The sequence below is a fragment of the Primorskyibacter aestuariivivens genome (assembly GCF_028023675.1).
In the GTDB taxonomy this organism is placed as follows: domain Bacteria; phylum Pseudomonadota; class Alphaproteobacteria; order Rhodobacterales; family Rhodobacteraceae; genus Marinovum; species Marinovum aestuariivivens.
In genome coordinates this window covers 30,004-46,726 of sequence record NZ_JAQIOZ010000007.1, presented here as the reverse complement: position 1 = coordinate 46,726, position 16,723 = coordinate 30,004, and the positions used below count along the sequence as shown (strand labels likewise).

Genomic DNA, 16,723 nt, shown 5'->3' with positions numbered 1-16,723 from the left:
TCGCAGCCCGGATCGCTCCGGGCTGACGCTTGTTCAGACGCCGAGACACCAGCGCATGATCGCCTTTTGCGCATGCAGGCGGTTTTCGGCCTCGTCAAAGATCACCGAGTTCGGCCCATCCATCACCGACGAGGTCACCTCTTCCTCGCGATGCGCGGGCAGGCAGTGCATGAACAGCGCGTCCGGCTTGGCATGGGCCATGAGCGCATCGTTCACCTGATAGGGGCGGAGCATGTTGTGGCGGCGCTCTTTTGACGATTGGCTGTCATGCATCGACACCCAAGTATCGGTGACCACCAGGTCCGCTCCGTCCACTGCTTTTTCCGCGTCCCGTTCGATGGTAACGCTCACGCCTGCCTTGCGGGCAAGCCCCACGAATTCATCCTCGGGATCAAGCTGGGCCGGACCGGTAAAGACCATGTCGAACCCGAACTGCCCCGCGGCATGCAGGAAGGACGCGCAGACATTGTTGCCGTCGCCACACCAAACGACCTTCTTGCCCTTGATGGGTCCGCGATGTTCCTCATAGGTCTGGATATCAGCCATGATCTGGCAGGGATGCGTGCGGTCCGTCAGACCGTTGATCACCGGGATGGAGGCATATTCCGCCATCTCGATCAGCACGCTTTCGTCAAAGGTCCGGATCATGATCAGGTCCACATAGCGCGACAGCACGCGGGCGGTGTCAGCGATGGTTTCGCCATGGCCCAGCTGCATATCGGAGCCGGACAGCACCATCGTCTCGCCGCCCATCTGGCGCACGCCCACGTCAAAGGAGACCCGGGTCCGGGTGGACGGTTTTTCAAAGATCAGCGCCACCATCTGGCCTTTGAGCGGCTGCTCATCATCGGCGGCACCGCGCGGGCGACCGTTGCGGGCGGATTTCATCGCCGCCGCGCTGTCGAGGATAGTCCGCAGCGCCGTGGCGTCGGTTTTGTGGATGTCGAGAAAATGGTTCATGGCGTATCGCTTTTTCGATGCGGGGCTATGGGGGCTCTGCCCCCGGCCTGCGGCCTCCCCCGAGGTATTTGGAAACAGAAGAAGATCAGGAGCTCTCAAGGGATGATGCCGCGGCGTCCAGCCGGTTGATGGCCTCGGCGATCTCTTCGTCGGTGATATTGAGCGCGGGCAAGAGGCGCACCACATTGTCGGCGGCGGGGACCGTGATGACTTCCTTGCCATAGCCCGCCGCTACGATGTCGCCCGCCGGTTTCACGCATTTGAGGCCAAGCATGAGGCCCGCGCCGCGCACCGCCTCGAACGTGTCGGGATGGGCGGCCACCAGACCTTCGAGCTTTTGGCGCAGGAGACCCGCCTTGCGGTTGACCTCAGACAGGAAGGCGGGATCGGCCACATGGTCCATGACCGCGCTGCCCACGGCGCAGGCCAGCGGGTTGCCGCCATAGGTGGAGCCATGCGTGCCCGCCACCATGCCCGAGGCGGCGTTTTCCGTGGCCAGCACCGCGCCCAGAGGGAAGCCGCCGCCAATGCCCTTGGCCACCATCATGATATCAGGCGAGACGCCCGCCCATTCATGGGCAAAGAGCTTGCCGGTCCGGCCCATGCCGCATTGCACCTCGTCAAAGATCAGCAGGATGCCGTGTTCATCACAGAGATCGCGCAGCCCCTTGAGGCATTGATCGGGGACCGGGCGAATACCACCCTCGCCCTGCACCGGTTCGATGAGGATAGCGCAGGTTTTGTCATCAATCGCCGCGTTCAGCGCGTCGTGATCGCCCCAGTCCAGATGTTTGAACCCGGGCAGGAGCGGGCCGAAGCCCTTGACCATTTTCTCAGCGCCCGAGGCCGCGATGGCGGCCGTGGAGCGGCCATGGAAACAGCCCGAAAAGGTGATGATCTCCACCCGCTCCGGCTGACCGGCATCAAAGAAATGCTTGCGCGCCATCTTGACCGCCAGTTCACAGGCTTCGGTGCCGGAATTGGTAAAGAACACCGTGTCGGCAAAGCTCGCCTCGGTCAGTTGCCGGGCCAGTTTCTCCTGCTGCGGGATCTCGTAGAGGTTCGAGACATGCCAGAGCGCGCCAGCCTGATCGGTAAGCGCCTGCACCAGACGGGGGTGCGCATGGCCCAGCGCGTTCACCGCGATGCCAGAGCCAAGGTCAAGGAAACGTCGCCCGTCCGCCTCGATCAGCCAGGAGCCTTCGCCTTTGACGAAGTTCAGTTTTGCCCGGTTGTAAGTCGGCAGAACGGCAGGGATCATGTCGATATCCTCGAAAATAAGAAGCCCAATGGGTGCCAAGGGCACGGGGGCAAGTCAAGTTGGGTTGGGGGGTAAACAGGCAGAAAGGCCATGCGCTGTGGCATGGGGGACAGGGACTTAGATGTCTCGTCGGATATGGGTCTGCGTGCTCATTCCGTGGCGGATAGACGCAAAGCGGCGTCCCGGCAAGCGTTATTTTGCAGCAAAAGGATCGTCCGGGTAGCCCACGCTCATGAGATACAACCCCTGTGGCGGGCAGACCGGGCCACAGGCGGCGCGGTCGCGGGCCTCAAGTGCATCACGCACCTGATCGGGGTGCCAGGACCCCGCGCCCACGCGTTCCAGTGTGCCGACAAAGCTGCGCACCTGGTTGTGCAGGAAGCTGCGCGCGGCGAGACGGAACTGGATTTCCGTCCCTGCATCGGTCTCGACCGCGTCGATCTCCAGACTGTCCAGCGTTTTCACCGGCGAGGCCGCCTGACAAATGGACGAGCGGAAGGTGGTGAAATCATGATGCCCGATGAGATGCGCCGCGCCTGCGCGCATGGCGTCCACATCAAGTCGATGGTTGACGCGCCAGACCTGCCCCGCCTCCATGGTGCAGGGCGCGCGGCGGGTCAAAAGGCGAAAGAGATAGCGCCGCTCCCGCGCCGAGAAGCGCGCGTGCCAGTCATCCTCCACGCGGGCACAATCGCGGATCGCCACGCGCGCCGGTTTCAGATGATGGTTCAGCGCCTCCGAGAGCCGGAACGGATCCCAGTCCTTCTCCATATCGCAATGCGCCACCTGCCCCCGCGCATGTACCCCCGCATCGGTGCGTCCCGCGGCGGCGATGGTATGATCGCGCGGCTCAAGGCGCGCCAGCGCCGCCTCGACCGCGCCCTGAACCGAGGGCTGGTCGGCCTGACGCTGCCACCCGGCCAGACCGGTGCCGTCATATTCCACTTTGAGCGCGTATCTGGGCATGAGCCGCGATGTAGCGTGACGCAACGCGTCAAACAATCCCCCCAATCGCCCTCTGGTAACGCCGCCCCGCCATGCCTATCCTCTGACACAGGCAGGAAACGGGGGCAGGCTTGATCATCAACACTCTGGCCGACAGCGTGGTGCGCAGTGTCGAGACCGTTACGGACACGGTAAGCGAGGCCCTGTTCGAGCCGGTGATCCGGCTGGGCGTGACCGGGCTGGCGCGATCCGGCAAGACGGTGTTCATCACCTCGCTGGTGGCCAACCTGATGGACCGGGGGCGGATGAACGGGCTGGTTGCGGGCTCGGAAGGGCGGCTCTTGCATGCCTATCTGCAACCGCAGCCCGACAACACCGTGCCGCGCTTTGATTACGAATCGCATCTGGGCGCGCTGACCGCTCGTGCGCCGCATTGGCCGGACAGCACGCGCGCGGTCAGCGAATTGCGCCTCTCGCTCAAGGTGCAGCCGGGCGGGTTCCTGTCGGGCCTTCAGGGGCCAAAGGTCATTCACCTCGATATCGTCGATTATCCCGGCGAATGGCTGCTTGATCTGGCCCTTCTGGACAAGAGCTTTGCGCAATGGTCCGAAGAGGTATTGGCCCGTATTCAGGGCCGCGCGGAAGCGGCGGATTTTCTGGCGCTGTCCACGGGCACGGATGGCAGTGGCGCAATGGAAGAACCGCAGGCCAAGGCGCTGGCGGCGTCTTTCACGGCCTATCTGAACGAGGCTCGGCGCGCGGGCTTTTATGACTGTACCCCGGGCCGGTTCCTGTTGCCCGGCGATCTCGACGGCGCGCCGGTGCTGACCTTTGCGCCGCTGGCCCGGCCAGACAGCCCGCCGCGCCGGTCGCTCTGGCGCGAGATGGAGCGGCGGTTCGAGGCCTATAAGCGCGAGGTGGTGAAGCCGTTTTTCCGCGATCACTTCAGCCGCATCGACCGGCAGGTGGTGCTGGTCGACGCATTGGGGGCGATCAACAAGGGGCCGCAGGCGGTCGAGGATATGCGCCATGCCATGGCCGATATCCTTGGGGCCTTCCGGCCCGGGCGGAACGATTTCCTGACCCGGCTCCTGATGGGCAAGCGGGTGGAAAAGATCCTCTTTGCCGCGACCAAGGCCGACCATATCCACCATACGCAGCACCCGCGCCTGACCGCCATCATGGAGGCGCTGACGCGGGAGGCCCGCGACCGGGCGCGTTTTGCCGGGGCGGAAACCGCGGCCATGTCCATCGCGTCCCTGCGCGCCACGACCGAGGAAACCCTGCGCCATGACGGGCGCGATCTGGATGTGGTGCGCGGGCATTTGCTCGATACCGGCAAGGCGGCGGCGATGTATCCCGGAGAGTTGCCGGAAGATCCAAACGCACTGCTTGGCCCGGCCCGCGACGGACAGGAGGCCTGGCTGGACGGGGACTATCAGATCATGCGCTTTGCCCCTGCCCCGCTGACGCTGAAACCCGGCGACGGGCCGCCACATATCCGGCTGGACCGGTCGGCGCAGTTCCTGATCGGGGACAAGCTGTGATGATCACCCTGCGCCCCGCCCGCCCGACCGATGCCGGCCAGATCGGCCAGATCATGACCGAGGCCAATGCCGCGCCCGCGTGGAAACCCGCGCTGCATAGCGGGGCCGAGGACGTGGCGTTTTGCGGGCGGATGATCGACCGGGGCTGGGTGCGCGTCGCCGAAGCCTCCGAACGCCAAATCGCAGGCTTCATCGCGCGGGATGGGGACGAGGTGAACGTGTTGTTCGTCCATCCGCAGCATCAGGGACAGGGGATCGGCACCGCACTGCTGGATGAGGCCAAGGCACGGGCCGAGCGGCTTGAACTTTGGACGTTTCAGAAAAACGACGCCGCGCGGCGCTTTTACCTGCGCCATGGTTTCAAAGAGGCCGGGCGGGGCGATGGCAGCACCAATGACGAAGGCCTGCCCGATATCCGCTTTGTCTGGGAGAAAGAGCATGAGTGAACGCAAAGGCCCGGTGCTGATTGACCTTGAGGCAGGCGAGGCGCCCTCTCCCTCGGACGCGCCGCCGGTGCCGGAGCTTGGCCAACCGGCGCCACAGGGACAAGCGATGCAGACCGCCGCTCTTTTGGCCGCGCGGCCACCGTCGCGGCTAGCGCGTTGGTTCTGGGGGCTTCTGCTGGCGGTGCTGGGCGCGGTGATCTCGGTCGCGGCGTGGGATTTCGCGCTGGGTCTGATCGCGCGGCAACCTATTCTGGGCTGGGCGGTGACCGGGCTGATCGGTCTGCTGGTCTTCGTGGCGCTGATCATCATTGTCCGGGAAATGGCGGCCTTTGGCAGGCTCAAACGCGTGGACCGGTTCAAGATGCGCGCCGACGAGGCGCTGGCGGATCGGGACCTGAAGGCCGCGCGCAGCGTGGCGCGTGACCTGATCGGGTTTTATGGCGGGCGCGAGGACACCCGCTGGGGCCGTGACAAGCTCAAGGACCGGCTTGAGGACTCATTCGACGCCGAGGCGATGCTGGGTCAGGTCGAGGCCGATTTGCTCAGCCCGCTGGACGCCGCCGCCCAGCGCGAGGTCGAGGCCGCCGCGCGGCAAGTGGCCACGGTCACCGCGCTGGTGCCGCTGGCGCTGGCCGATGTGGTGACGGCGCTCACCGCGAATGTGCGCATGATCCGCCGCATCGCCGAGATCTATGGCGGACGCTCGGGCACATTGGGAAGCTGGCGGCTGACCCGCGCGGTGATGGCGCATCTGGTGGCCACGGGTGCTGTGGCGGTGGGCGATGACATGCTGGAGCCACTGCTGGGCGGCTCGATCCTTGGCAAGCTGTCGCGCCGCTTTGGCGAAGGCATGGTGAACGGTGCGCTGACGGCGCGGGTGGGCGCGGCGGCGATGGAAGTCTGCCGCCCCCTGCCCTTTGTCAGCGCAAAACGCCCCCCGGTCCGCAAGATCGTGCAAAGCGCGCTCAGCGGGTTGTTCAGAACGGAGTAACGAGGAATGAAAGACCACGGACACAGCCACGAAGAGATTCGCGCACGACTGGACGCGCTGCGCGGCTCTGGCCATCTGCGCGACGCGATCTATGGCGGCATTGATGGCTCGGTCACCACATTTGCCATTGTCGCGGGCGTGGCGGGGGCGGGCCTGTCACCCTATGTCATCGTGGCGCTGGGGCTGGCCAATGTGCTGGCAGACGGGTTTTCCATGGCGGCGGGTAATTTTTCCGGCACCAAGGCGGAGCTGGATAATGCCAAACGCCTGCGCCAGATCGAGGAAGAGCATCTGCGCCTGTACCCCAACGGCGAGCGGCTGGAGTTGAAAGAAATCCTGCGCAACAAAGGGCTGTCGGGCGACACGCTGGAGGCCGCGACGGAAGAAATCAGCCGCGACCGCAACCGCTGGATCGCGATGATGATGGAGGGCGAATACGGCGTCGGCGAGATCGAGCCGCACCCGCTGCACGCCGCCATTGTGACCTTTGTGGCGTTTCTCATCGCCGGTATGATCCCGCTCCTGCCCTTTATCTTCTCAGTGCCCAATGCCTTTGCCGTCTCGGCTTTCCTGACCTTCGCGGTGTTCTTCGTGATCGGCGCGGCCAAGAGCCGTTGGTCGCTGGCCAGCTGGTGGAAATCGGGCGGCGAGACGCTTTTGATCGGCGGCATCGCGGCGGCCATTGCCTATTTCGTCGGGACGCTGTTTCACGTCTGACGCTTGCCGGTGCCCTGCCCCGCTGCTAGGCACCCCCGGAAAACCAAACGAGACCAGCCAGATGCGCGCAGCCATTGTTACCGGCGAATACCACCTCGCTGGCGAGACCTTTATCAACCGCCATATCCAGCATCTTTTTGGCGGGGCGGCGGCGGTGATCTGCGGGCGCTATCACGGCGAAAACCCCTATGATGTCGCGTATTTCAACCGGCGTGGCCGCTCGGCGCCTTTTCTAGACACACTGGCCCAGCCTTTTGTCATGGGCCTGAACCGGATGAAATACGGCACCGGACGCTTGCCCTTTGGGCGGGCCAAGGCCGAGTTGCGGGCGTTTTTGCTGGAGCACAGGATCGAGGTGATCCTGGCCGAGTTCGGCACGCAGGCCCTGGCCATGGCGCCGCTGGCCGAAGAGATGGGCATTCCCTGTTTCACCTATTTTCGCGGCACCGATGCCTCCAAGGCGCTGAACCAGAGCAACGTGCCGGGGGCGTATCGCAAAATGTTCCCGCGCCTTGCCGGGGTCTTTGCGGTGTCGCAGTTCCTGCTCGACAATCTGGCCGCCCACGGCGTGCGCCACGACAACGCCCATGTGATCCCCTCCGGCGTGAATGTGCGGCTGTTCCAGCCCGGCGAAAAGCGCCCGCGCTCCTGCCTTGCCGTGGGACGCATGGTGGAGAAGAAAGCGCCGCTGGTGACGCTGCGCGCCTTTCTGACTTCAACGCAGGATATGGCGGACGCGCATCTGGATTTTATCGGCGACGGACCGCTGCTGGACCCCGCCAAAGCGCTGGTGGCCGAGGCCGGGGCGGTGGGCAAAGTCTCCTTCCACGGCGCGCAACCGCATGAGGTGGTGCGCGAGAAGCTGGCCACGACCGAGTTTTTCCTACAGCACTCCATCACCGCCAAGAACGGCAATACCGAGGGTCTGCCCACCGCCATTCAGGAGGCCATGGCCTGTGGTTGTCTGACCGTCTCCACCCGGCACGCGGGCATCCCCGAAGCGATTGACGAGGGGCGGACCGGCTGGCTGGTCGAGGAACATGACGAGGCGGGATTTGGCGACGCGATCCGCAACGCAATGCAGGCCGAGGGGCGCGATGCGATGGCGCGCGAGGCGCGGGCCGTGTCTGAGGCGCGCTTCGACAATCAGGCGCTTCTGGAAAAGCTGGAGCGGGTGATCCGAAACACCATCGCGGATTAACCGCAAACAAAAAAGGGCGGCGCTGAGTGAGGCGCCGCCCTTTTGGATTGTTGCAGTACCGCCTCCTACTGCACGATGATCTCCGGCCCCATGAAGGTGGTGGGCAGCCATGTGGAGAGCGCCGGAATATAGGTCACCATGATCAGGAAAACGAAAAGCACGGCGAGGAAGGGCAGCGCCGCGCGCACAACCCGCATCATCGGCATGCCCGCCACACCCGAGGTCACGAAGAGGTTGAGACCCACCGGCGGCGTGATCATCCCGATCTCCATATTGACCACCATGATGATGCCAAGGTGAATGGGGTCGATGCCCAGTTCGATGGCAATCGGGAAGACCAGCGGCGCGACGATCACGATGAGGCCCGAGGGCTCCATGAACTGACCACCGATCAGCAGGATCACGTTCACGATGATCAGGAAGGTCACCGCGCCGAAACCTGCCGACAGCATCGCGCCTGCGATCTGTTGCGGGATCTGTTCATCGGTCAGCACGTGCTTGAGGATCAGCGCGTTGGCGATGATGAACATCAGCGTGACCGTCAGCTTGCCCGCATCAAACAGCGTATCGCGGGTGTCGCGGTGGAAGAACGCGGTGACCAGCGCGATGGGTTTGTCCAGGAGCGTCAGGTTGCGTTCACCCTCGGGGCGGCAGAGCGGCCCCATATCGCGATAGACGAAGGTGGCGATGAAGAAGGCGTAGACAGCCGCCACTGCCGCGGCCTCGGTCGGGGTGAAGATACCGCCATAGATACCACCAAGAATGATCACGATCAGGAACAGGCCCCAACCGGCCTCGAATCCGGCCTCGAACACCTCGCCCCAGCCTTTCCATTCGCCCTTGGGCAGGTTGCGCATACGGGCGATCACGTAGATCGTGACCATCAGCATGGTGCCCGCCATCAGGCCCGGAATGACACCGGCCAGGAACATCCGGCCCACGGAGACGTCGGTTGCCGAGGCATAGACCACCATCACGATCGACGGCGGGATCAGAATGCCGAGGGTCCCTGCGTTGGCGATGACACCGGCGGCGAAATCCTTGGAATAGCCCACTTGGCGCATACCCGCGATCACGATGGAGCCGATGGCGACCACGGTGGCGGGCGAAGACCCGGACAGCGCGGCAAAGAGCATACAGGCGAAGACGCCTGCAATCGCCAGACCGCCATGGAAATGCCCGACAATGGCGATGGAAAAGCGGATGATCCGCCGCGCCACGCCGCCCGTGGACATGAAACTGGAGGCCAGGATGAAGAAGGGAATGGCCAGCAGCGTATAATGCCCCGCCATCGCCTGAAAGAAGGTCTGGGCGATGGAGGCCAGCGAGGTATCGCTGAGCACCAGAAGAAAGATGGTCGAGGACATGCCCAGCGCGATGGCGATCGGCACACCGATCAGCATCAGGCCGATGACCATGGCAAAGAGAATTGCGACTTCCATGGTTTTATTCCTCGTAATTCATGTGGCGCACGTCATCGACGGCGTCTTCGGCTTCATGGCTGACGATCAGGCTCTGGGCCTCGCCCGTGGCAAGCCGCATGGCGGCCTGAATGAAACGGAACAGGAGCAGTGCCGCGCCAAAGGGCAGCATCGCATAGGGGATGAAGCGCGGGATCTTTTCGTAAGCCTCGCCTTCATTCATCAGCGGCTCGATCCAGCGCAGCCAGTCGGGCATGGGGATGTCATTGACCTCGTACCAGGCGCGATAGGAGGAACGTTTCATCTCTTCCAGCCCCAGCGGGAACCAGCGGCCCTCGGTCTGCGGCAGGTTGGCGAAATTGGCCCAGTAATCCCACGACCCCTTGAGCAGGAGCGCAGCGTAGACGATGCAGACCGCCGCAGCGAGAAAGGCCAGAGCCCGGCGTACCGGTTTGTCGAAGAGATTGATGATGGCATCCACGCCAAGATGGGCAGTGACCTTGACGGCGTAGCTCATGCCGAAGAGCACAAGCCAGGCAAACAGAAAGGCCGTCGCCTCAAGCCCCCAGATCAGGCCGGTGTTGAAGCCGTAGCGCAGCACCACGTTGATAAAGGTGATCAGGGTCATCAGGCCAAGGATCAGCGCAATGGCGGTTTCCTCGATCTCATGCACCAGACGTCCAAGGACGCCCCTGGGTTCGTAATGGGTCGACATGCGCCCCCTCCCCTGTTGTGAAGAAATCCTGCGCGGCCGGTGGTCGATTTTCCGACGAAAAATAACCTCTCGGACACAGCCCGCAGTCCGGGATGGTCCGGCGCGGATCACGCGCCGGACCGGATGGCAAAGCCTCAGATCAGTTGGTCATGTTGATCTTTTGGGCGGCGTCGATGTTTTCCTGACCGACATCGTCCTTGAACTGTTCCCAGACCGGCTTCATCACGTCGACCCAGGCCTGACGCTGCTCGGCGTTCAGGGTCCGAACGGTGCCACCCGCGTCGATGATCGCCTGCTTGGCGTCGGCGTTCACCTTGGTCGATTCGGCGTTCCGTGCGGCGGTCACTTCATCAAGGATGGTTTTCAGCTGGTCACGCACATCGTCGGGCAGGGAGTCCCAGAAATCGACCGAGGTCACGACGAGATAGTCGATGATGCCGTGATCGGTTTCGGTGATGCCGTCCTGCACCTCAAAGAATTTCTGGCCGTAGATGTTGGACCAGGTGTTTTCCTGTCCATCCACAACGCCGGTCTGCAGCGCGCCATACACTTCGGAGAAGGCCATCGGCTGGGGCGAGGCACCCATCGCGGACATCTGCGCCTTGAGCACGTCAGAGGACTGTACGCGGAATTTCAGGCCCTCGGCGTCCGACGGCAGCATCAGCGGCTTGTTGGCCGACATCTGCTTCATGCCATTGTGCCAGAAGGCCAGACCCAGCAGGCCACGGCGGGTCATGGATTCCTTCATCGCCTGACCGGTTTCTGAGTTCTGGAACGCGTCCACGGCGTTGATGTTCTTGAACATGAAGGGCAGGTCGAAAATGCGAAACTGCTTGGTGAAGCGTTCGAACTTGGACAGCGAGGGCGCAGCCATCTGCACGTCACCCTGCAGCAGCGCTTCCAACACCTGGTCGTCATTGTAGAGCGTCGAGTTCGGGAAAACCTCCATACAGGCCTTGCCGTTCATCTCGTCATTCACACGTTGCTCCAGCAGCGACGCGGCAATGCCCTTGGGGTGCTTGTCGGTGTTGGTCACGTGGGCAAACTTGATCACGATCTCGCCGTCATCGCAGGCCGCCATGGCACCGGTTGCGGCGGTCACGGTCAGGGCCAGCGCGGTGGCGGCAGTGGTCAGAATGGATTTCATTTTGGGTCTCCTCCCAGAGTGATGGTGATTTGCCCGGGCCATACGCCCGGCAACACACGACTCAGTGAAACCGCGTTGCGTCGAGGTCTCAACAGTTTGTGAGAGCTGCTGGAACTTGCGGCGCAACCCCCTGAAAACGATGGAAAATGCGGCATCGCGCAAACACAGAAAAGCCTGCTGCAAAGCAGCAATGTGCGAATTCCCGCACAGCGTTAGCGGTTAACAGTGCGAGATTCCGCACATTCCGGCCCGCCGTCACCTCAACGCCGGTAATCCTCGGGCTTGATGCCGTAGCGCGCGAGCTTGTCATAAAAGGTCTTGCGCGGCAGCTTCAATTGCTTGGCGGCCTCCGAGGCGCGGCCATTCTGGCGGCCCAGCGCCGCGATCAGCAGCGAGCGTTCCACCTGCGCCAGCTGCTCGGCCAGCCCCATCTCGGCCACCATCGCCGCCTCGTCCGGCATGCCCAGCACAAAGCGCATGGCAGCGGACATGAGCGAGCGGGCATTGCCCGGCCAGCTTTGTGTCATCAGCGACGACAAGTGCTCGGGCGAGAGATCGGGGGCTTTGACGCCCGCCTGTTCCGCTGCCTGATCGACGTAATGACGGAACAGCACCGGGATGTCTTCGGGACGTTCCGACAGGGCCGGGATACGCACCGGGTGCACGTTCAGTCGGTAAAACAGGTCGGTGTCGATGCGCCCCTCTTCCTGCGCGGGTTCAAGCCCGTCCACCGCCCCGCCGATGAATCGCACCGGATCGTCGCCGTCCAGAAAATCCAGTAGCGCAAGCTGGCTGTCCGCCGGAAGATCCCCCACTCCGTCAAGGAATAGCGTCCCGCCCCTGGCCGCCTCCCACGCATCCTGTAATGCGTCGCGGTCCAGCGTGCGCGCGGCACGTTTCTCGAACGGGCCCTTGGCGCGGGGCGAACAGAGGTGAATGACCTCGGCCACCTTGGAAATCCCCGACCCCTGCGGCCCCGTCACCAGCGCCTCGGCGGTGGACAGCGCCACCTGTCGCACCTGCGCGCGCAACGCCTCGGCCCGGTCAGAGATGCCAAAGAGCATGCGCGCCGCCGGGTCGCCGGCCTCAAGCTGCGATTTCAGGCGGCGGTTTTCCAGAACCATCATGCGGGTGGACAGCGCGCGGGTCAGCACGTTGAGCAGTTCTTCGGTCTTGCAGGGTTTTTCGAGAAAGGCAAAGGCCCCCGCCCCCATGGCGCGCACCGCCATCGGAATATCCCCTTCGCCGGTCAAAAGGATCACCGGCAGGTCGCGGTCCACCTCCTGCGCATAATCCAGAAGGTGAAACCCGTCGCGCCCCGGCATGCGGATATCGGACAGGATCACGCCATCGAACTCCGGTGTGATATGATCCTTGGCCACAACAAAAGACCCGCAGGGCACAACTTTAAAATCGGCCAGTTGCAGCGATTGGCTTAGCGCATCGCGCAGCGCCGCGTCATCATCGACAAGAAGCACCTTGGTCAGGGTCATGCCGCTTTCTCCCCTTCGTGCCAATGCTCCAGCTCGACGGTGAACACCGCACCGCCCCCGGGCGCGTTCGCCCCCTTGATCGTGCCGCCAAAGCTTTGCACCAGACCGTAAGAGATCGACAGGCCAAGCCCCATCCCGTCCGGGCCGCCCACCTGTTTGGTGGAATAGAACGGATCAAAGATGCGCTCGGGGTCTTCGATCCCCGGCCCGGTGTCGCGCACGGTCACGCGCGGGCGCTCCGTTCCCTCCAGCGTGATGGACAAGGCGCGAGTGTCGGCCCCTTCCATCGCATCGGCGGCATTGGAGATCAGGTTGACAAAGACCTGACCAAGCCGCACCTCGCCCCCCCAGACCCAGACCGGACCTTCGGGCGGGGTCCAGTCCAAATGGACGGAGGACCCACGCAGCCGCGCCTCGGTCAGTTCCACGGCGGAATTGATCACAGCCACGATATCCACCTTGCCCATGGGCTCGCTCTCATTGCGGGCAAAAGCGCGCAGGTTCTTGATGATCCGCGCCATGCGCCGCGCCATATCGGCGATGCGTCCAAGGTTATCGCGCGCGGTTGCGGGCTGATCGCGGTCGAGGAAGGCCCCGGCATTCTCGGCATATTGCTGGATCGCCATCAGCGGCTGGTTCAGCTCGTGGCTGATCCCGGCGGACATCTGGCCAAGCGCAGAAAGCTTGCCCGCCTGCACCAGATCGGCCTGTGCGCGTTTCAGCGCGGCCTCGGCCTCTTCGCGTTCGCGCACCTCGCGCCGCAGCATGGTGTTTGTGTTCGAGAGTTCCCGCGTGCGGTCCGCGACACGGGTTTCCAGCACGGTATTGGCCTGCGCCAAGGCCCGCCGCCGTGCCCCGGCAAGGAACAGAAGCGCACCAAACGTGGCCATCAGCGCCGCCATCGCCGCCGCCTGCCACAGCGCCAGACGCATGGCCGGTGCCGTGTCCACCAGTGCCTCGGCGGTCATGGCGATCACCGGCAGGTCCTTTTCCAGATGCAGCGCATGACGCGGGACATAGGCCGACCAGTCCAGCTGCCAGATCTCATGCCCACCCATATGCAGCTCGAACGGGACATTGCCATCGGGCGTCGCGGGTCCTGCCGCACCTTCGGGACGGGACCAAAACAGAAGCTCGGAGCGATTGGAGATAAAGATCGTGCCCGAGCGATCGACGAAATAGATCGCCGGGCGATCGCCGCGCCATTCCTCTTCGGCGCGGTCGATATTGATGCCCAGAACCAGCACCCCCTGTACCGCCCCGTCCGGACCAAAGGCCGGCGCGGCAAAGAACCATGCGCGCACGCCGAACACGTCGCTCACCCGGTGGCCGGTGCCCAAAGCGCCCTGGAGCGCACGGGAAAACCACGGCGCAGCAGCCAGATCGGCGGGGATCGCATCCGTGGCCGAGGCCAGAACCCGTCCCGATGTATCGGCATAAAACAGCGTCATGGCCGAGCTTTTGTCCATCACATCCAGAAGCAGCGCCTGCGCCGCTGCCGGGTCCGCCCCCGCATGTAGCGCGGCCAGATGCGGATGATCCGAGGTCAGAACAGCGACCTCGCGGTAATGCTCAAGCTGCGCCTGCAACCGGTCCGCGGCCAGCGACAGGTCCGATTGCCCGCGGTTCGACAACTGGTCCAGCCCCTGCCGATAACCGGTCTGCCAGACCAGCGCGCTGAACAGCACGATGGCGGACACGTAAAGTGCAACAAGGCCATAGATCGAGGACGAGCGGGTGGTCATGTGCCGTTTCTAGCAACCAAGCCCTTGCAAAGGAAAGCCGAACCCGCATGGATGCGGATATGACAGACTTGCATCAATCGCCCACCGATCCCGATTTCTTCCAGAACCCCTACCCGTTCTATGCCGCCGCGCGGGCGCAAGGCGCGGTGCATCGCTGGGTCGAGTATGATCTGGACTGCGCCTTTTCCCATGCGGTGATCAATGCCTGCCTGCGCGATGGGCGGCTCGGGCGCGAGGTGCCGGAGGAATTGCGGCAGCCCACGCCGGAGCATTTGCGCGATTTCTACGCGATTGACGACAATTCCATGCTGGAACTGGAAGGGGCGCGGCATACACGGCTGCGCAAGCTGGTGCTGCGCGCCTTTACCTCACGGCGGATCGCGGCGCTGGGGCCTGAGATCGAAGCGCTCTGCCATGATCTGATCGACAGGTTCCCAAGCGGCGACCATGACCTGCTGCACAGCTATGCCTCGCGCGTACCGGTGATCGTGATCGCGCGGCTGTTGGGCATTCCGGATGACATGGCCGACCAGCTTCTGCGCTGGTCCAATGATATGGTCGCCATCTACCAGGCCCGCCGCGACCGGGCGGTCGAGATTGCTGCCAACACCGCCGCCCGCGATTTTGCCTCCTACCTGTCGGACTATATCGGCACCCGGCGCAAAACGCCGGGCGACGACCTGATCACCCATCTGATCGCTGCGGAAGAAGACGGCGAGAGCCTGAGCACGCCGGAACTGATCGCCACCTGTGTCCTGCTGCTGAATGCGGGCCACGAGGCCACGGTGCATACGATGGGCAACGGGGTGAAGGCGCTGCTGGAGAACGGGGCGCGGCCCGAATGGCTGGCCCCGGACGCCATTGAGGGCACCGTCGAGGAAATCCTGCGCTATGACCCGCCGCTGCATATGTTCACGCGCTACGCTTACGCCGATGTGGAGATCGGGCGGTTTACCCTGAAGCGCGGACAGCAGATCGGGCTGATGCTGGGGGCCGCCGGACGCGACCCGCAGATGTGGGACGAACCGGACCGCTTTGCCCCAACACGCCCGGTGAAAACCCATGTGGCCTTCGGTGCCGGGCGGCATTTCTGCGTCGGCGCACCGCTGGCCCGTCTGGAGCTTCAGATCGCCCTGCCGATCCTGTTTGAGCGCTGCCCCGGCCTGTCTCTGGCCGAGACACCGCGCTACGCCAATCTCTACCATTTCCACGGCTTGGAGCGGTTGGTGGTTCGGGTGTAAGCGTCAACCGCTCGTCCCGAGTAAGACCTTTCCGAACTTACGAGCTTTGGAATGTGCCTCGCGTAAATTGCTCCGAAAACTTTACGTTGTAGGCATGAAATTCGCCTTCTGGAGTGATCACCAAATCGGTGACATTTGCCCGGGCAAACTCATCTTCGCCCTCAAGATCGTCCACGCCAAGCGACACGATAATCGCGCCGTCCTCCTGACCGACCAATTTGAAGTCATATTCCATGACCTGTCCAAAACACCGAACCAATCCGCCGTCGACAACCAAGGTTACTCCTGGATCCCACATGCCCTTCCATTCACCTTGCATTTCAGGCGGGAGCGGAGCTTCCCTATTCATTCGTTCCATTTAGCTGCCCAATTTTTTTGGTAGTTAAAATTTTGCCCTGTCAAAACCGTATCTGAGTATAGCCATAGCTGAAACAGTGTTTTGCAAAAGGGCGGCACCTCCCCCACCGAAGATGCCGCCCTGCCGGTCTCTAACCCAGGGTGCTTTAGACCGGCGATCCCGTGAGTGAGTGGGATCATTCGGAAATCAGGCCCGCCTCCTGCGCGGCGGCAAGCTCGTCAGGGCTCACCTCACCGCTGGCATCTACGTCAAGCTGAACAAACAGCTCTTCGGTCATATCGGGCCAGGCGGCGGTCAGTTCCTCGATCGAATAGCCGCCGCTTGCATCGGCATCCTCGACCATGATTTCGGCCAGAACGGGTGTCACGCTCAGACCAAGGATCGTGGCGAAGCTCAATGCAGTGGTTTTCATGGGACGTCTCCTTTTGGTTGTCCAAGGCGGCGAGTGGTGCCGCCCGGGGCAAAAGGTGACAACGCGAAACGACCGCGACAAGCCCCTGAAACCGCTTAGAAAGATGCGCGTGGAAACCGGCAA

General features: G+C 63.3%; 16 protein-coding genes. 6 read left to right on the top strand and 10 right to left on the bottom strand.

Annotation, left to right across the window (positions count from 1 at the left end; genetic code table 11):
• Positions 1-33 precede the first annotated feature (33 nt).
• The 3 genes from argF to truA form a co-directional block, all read right to left on the bottom strand.
• A complete protein-coding gene (gene argF / locus PGB28_RS09240) occupies positions 34-960 on the bottom strand; it encodes an ornithine carbamoyltransferase (RefSeq protein ID WP_271421226.1) in 927 nt (308 codons plus the stop codon).
• Between the two features lie 85 nt (positions 961-1,045).
• Complete coding sequence (locus PGB28_RS09235) at positions 1,046-2,221, bottom strand: aspartate aminotransferase family protein (RefSeq protein ID WP_271421451.1); 1,176 nt, start codon at positions 2,219-2,221, stop codon at positions 1,046-1,048.
• A gap of 192 nt (positions 2,222-2,413) precedes the next feature.
• A complete protein-coding gene (gene truA / locus PGB28_RS09230) occupies positions 2,414-3,187 on the bottom strand; it encodes a tRNA pseudouridine(38-40) synthase TruA (RefSeq protein ID WP_271421225.1) in 774 nt (257 codons plus the stop codon).
• A 110-nt stretch (positions 3,188-3,297) separates the two neighbouring features.
• Here truA and PGB28_RS09225 point away from each other — a divergent pair, with 110 nt between their 5' ends.
• The 5 genes from PGB28_RS09225 (at position 3,298) to PGB28_RS09205 (ending at position 8,068) form a co-directional block, all read left to right on the top strand.
• Positions 3,298-4,713, top strand: coding sequence for a YcjX family GTP-binding protein (locus tag PGB28_RS09225; protein WP_271421224.1), 1,416 nt, complete (start codon positions 3,298-3,300; stop codon positions 4,711-4,713).
• Positions 4,713-5,159 carry a GNAT family N-acetyltransferase gene (locus PGB28_RS09220; RefSeq protein WP_333908230.1) on the top strand — a complete coding sequence of 149 codons (447 nt, stop codon included), beginning with the start codon at positions 4,713-4,715 and terminating at the stop codon, positions 5,157-5,159. Before PGB28_RS09225 ends, PGB28_RS09220 begins: the two co-directional genes overlap by 1 nt.
• Positions 5,152-6,150: a YcjF family protein gene (locus PGB28_RS09215; RefSeq protein WP_271421222.1), complete on the top strand. Its 999-nt coding sequence runs from the start codon at positions 5,152-5,154 to the stop codon at positions 6,148-6,150. The genes PGB28_RS09220 and PGB28_RS09215 overlap by 8 nt, the downstream gene beginning before the upstream one ends.
• A gap of 6 nt (positions 6,151-6,156) precedes the next feature.
• Positions 6,157-6,867, top strand: coding sequence for a VIT1/CCC1 transporter family protein (locus PGB28_RS09210; protein WP_271421221.1), 711 nt, complete (start codon positions 6,157-6,159; stop codon positions 6,865-6,867).
• Between the two features lie 61 nt (positions 6,868-6,928).
• A complete protein-coding gene (locus PGB28_RS09205; RefSeq protein WP_271421220.1) occupies positions 6,929-8,068 on the top strand; it encodes a glycosyltransferase in 1,140 nt (379 codons plus the stop codon).
• Positions 8,069-8,133: 65 nt separating this feature from the next.
• Here PGB28_RS09205 and PGB28_RS09200 read toward each other — a convergent pair whose 3' ends face one another.
• The 5 genes from PGB28_RS09200 to PGB28_RS09180 form a co-directional block, all read right to left on the bottom strand.
• On the bottom strand, positions 8,134-9,510 hold the full coding sequence (locus PGB28_RS09200) for a TRAP transporter large permease (RefSeq protein ID WP_271421219.1): 1,377 nt from the start codon (positions 9,508-9,510) through the stop codon (positions 8,134-8,136).
• A gap of 4 nt (positions 9,511-9,514) precedes the next feature.
• On the bottom strand, positions 9,515-10,204 hold the full coding sequence (locus PGB28_RS09195; RefSeq protein ID WP_271421218.1) for a TRAP transporter small permease: 690 nt from the start codon (positions 10,202-10,204) through the stop codon (positions 9,515-9,517).
• 139 nt (positions 10,205-10,343) lie between these two features.
• Positions 10,344-11,351 (bottom strand): DctP family TRAP transporter solute-binding subunit, encoded by a 1,008-nt coding sequence (locus PGB28_RS09190; protein ID WP_271421217.1) that lies wholly within the window; start codon positions 11,349-11,351, stop codon positions 10,344-10,346.
• Between the two features lie 260 nt (positions 11,352-11,611).
• Complete coding sequence (locus PGB28_RS09185) at positions 11,612-12,844, bottom strand: sigma-54-dependent transcriptional regulator (protein WP_271421216.1); 1,233 nt, start codon at positions 12,842-12,844, stop codon at positions 11,612-11,614.
• On the bottom strand, positions 12,841-14,589 hold the full coding sequence (locus PGB28_RS09180) for a sensor histidine kinase (RefSeq protein ID WP_271421215.1): 1,749 nt from the start codon (positions 14,587-14,589) through the stop codon (positions 12,841-12,843). The genes PGB28_RS09185 and PGB28_RS09180 overlap by 4 nt, the downstream gene beginning before the upstream one ends.
• A gap of 59 nt (positions 14,590-14,648) precedes the next feature.
• Here PGB28_RS09180 and PGB28_RS09175 point away from each other — a divergent pair, with 59 nt between their 5' ends.
• Positions 14,649-15,830 (top strand): cytochrome P450, encoded by a 1,182-nt coding sequence (locus PGB28_RS09175; protein ID WP_271421214.1) that lies wholly within the window; start codon positions 14,649-14,651, stop codon positions 15,828-15,830.
• 37 nt (positions 15,831-15,867) lie between these two features.
• Here the strand turns inward: PGB28_RS09175 and PGB28_RS09170 are convergent, their stop codons facing one another.
• Positions 15,868-16,188, bottom strand: coding sequence for a hypothetical protein (locus PGB28_RS09170; RefSeq protein WP_271421213.1), 321 nt, complete (start codon positions 16,186-16,188; stop codon positions 15,868-15,870).
• A gap of 175 nt (positions 16,189-16,363) precedes the next feature.
• Positions 16,364-16,600: an EF-hand domain-containing protein gene (locus tag PGB28_RS09165; protein WP_271421212.1), complete on the bottom strand. Its 237-nt coding sequence runs from the start codon at positions 16,598-16,600 to the stop codon at positions 16,364-16,366.
• Positions 16,601-16,723 lie beyond the last annotated feature (123 nt).

Bases quoted from the DNA above. Each gene is read 5' to 3' on its own strand.
- truA (WP_271421225.1), bottom strand. From the start codon at position 3,187: ATGCCCAGATACGCGCTCAAAGTGGAATATGACGGCACCGGTCTGGCC.
- PGB28_RS09210 (WP_271421221.1), top strand. From the start codon at position 6,157: ATGAAAGACCACGGACACAGCCACGAAGAGATTCGCGCACGACTGGAC.
- PGB28_RS09200 (WP_271421219.1), bottom strand. From the start codon at position 9,510: ATGGAAGTCGCAATTCTCTTTGCCATGGTCATCGGCCTGATGCTGATC.
- PGB28_RS09220 (WP_333908230.1), top strand. From the start codon at position 4,713: ATGATCACCCTGCGCCCCGCCCGCCCGACCGATGCCGGCCAGATCGGC.
- PGB28_RS09165 (WP_271421212.1), bottom strand. From the start codon at position 16,600: ATGAAAACCACTGCATTGAGCTTCGCCACGATCCTTGGTCTGAGCGTG.
- PGB28_RS09195 (WP_271421218.1), bottom strand. From the start codon at position 10,204: ATGTCGACCCATTACGAACCCAGGGGCGTCCTTGGACGTCTGGTGCAT.
- PGB28_RS09170 (WP_271421213.1), bottom strand. From the start codon at position 16,188: ATGGAACGAATGAATAGGGAAGCTCCGCTCCCGCCTGAAATGCAAGGT.
- PGB28_RS09190 (WP_271421217.1), bottom strand. From the start codon at position 11,351: ATGAAATCCATTCTGACCACTGCCGCCACCGCGCTGGCCCTGACCGTG.
- PGB28_RS09215 (WP_271421222.1), top strand. From the start codon at position 5,152: ATGAGTGAACGCAAAGGCCCGGTGCTGATTGACCTTGAGGCAGGCGAG.
- PGB28_RS09185 (WP_271421216.1), bottom strand. From the start codon at position 12,844: ATGACCCTGACCAAGGTGCTTCTTGTCGATGATGACGCGGCGCTGCGC.
- PGB28_RS09180 (WP_271421215.1), bottom strand. From the start codon at position 14,589: ATGACCACCCGCTCGTCCTCGATCTATGGCCTTGTTGCACTTTACGTG.
- PGB28_RS09175 (WP_271421214.1), top strand. From the start codon at position 14,649: ATGACAGACTTGCATCAATCGCCCACCGATCCCGATTTCTTCCAGAAC.
- PGB28_RS09205 (WP_271421220.1), top strand. From the start codon at position 6,929: ATGCGCGCAGCCATTGTTACCGGCGAATACCACCTCGCTGGCGAGACC.
- PGB28_RS09235 (WP_271421451.1), bottom strand. From the start codon at position 2,221: ATGATCCCTGCCGTTCTGCCGACTTACAACCGGGCAAAACTGAACTTC.
- argF (WP_271421226.1), bottom strand. From the start codon at position 960: ATGAACCATTTTCTCGACATCCACAAAACCGACGCCACGGCGCTGCGG.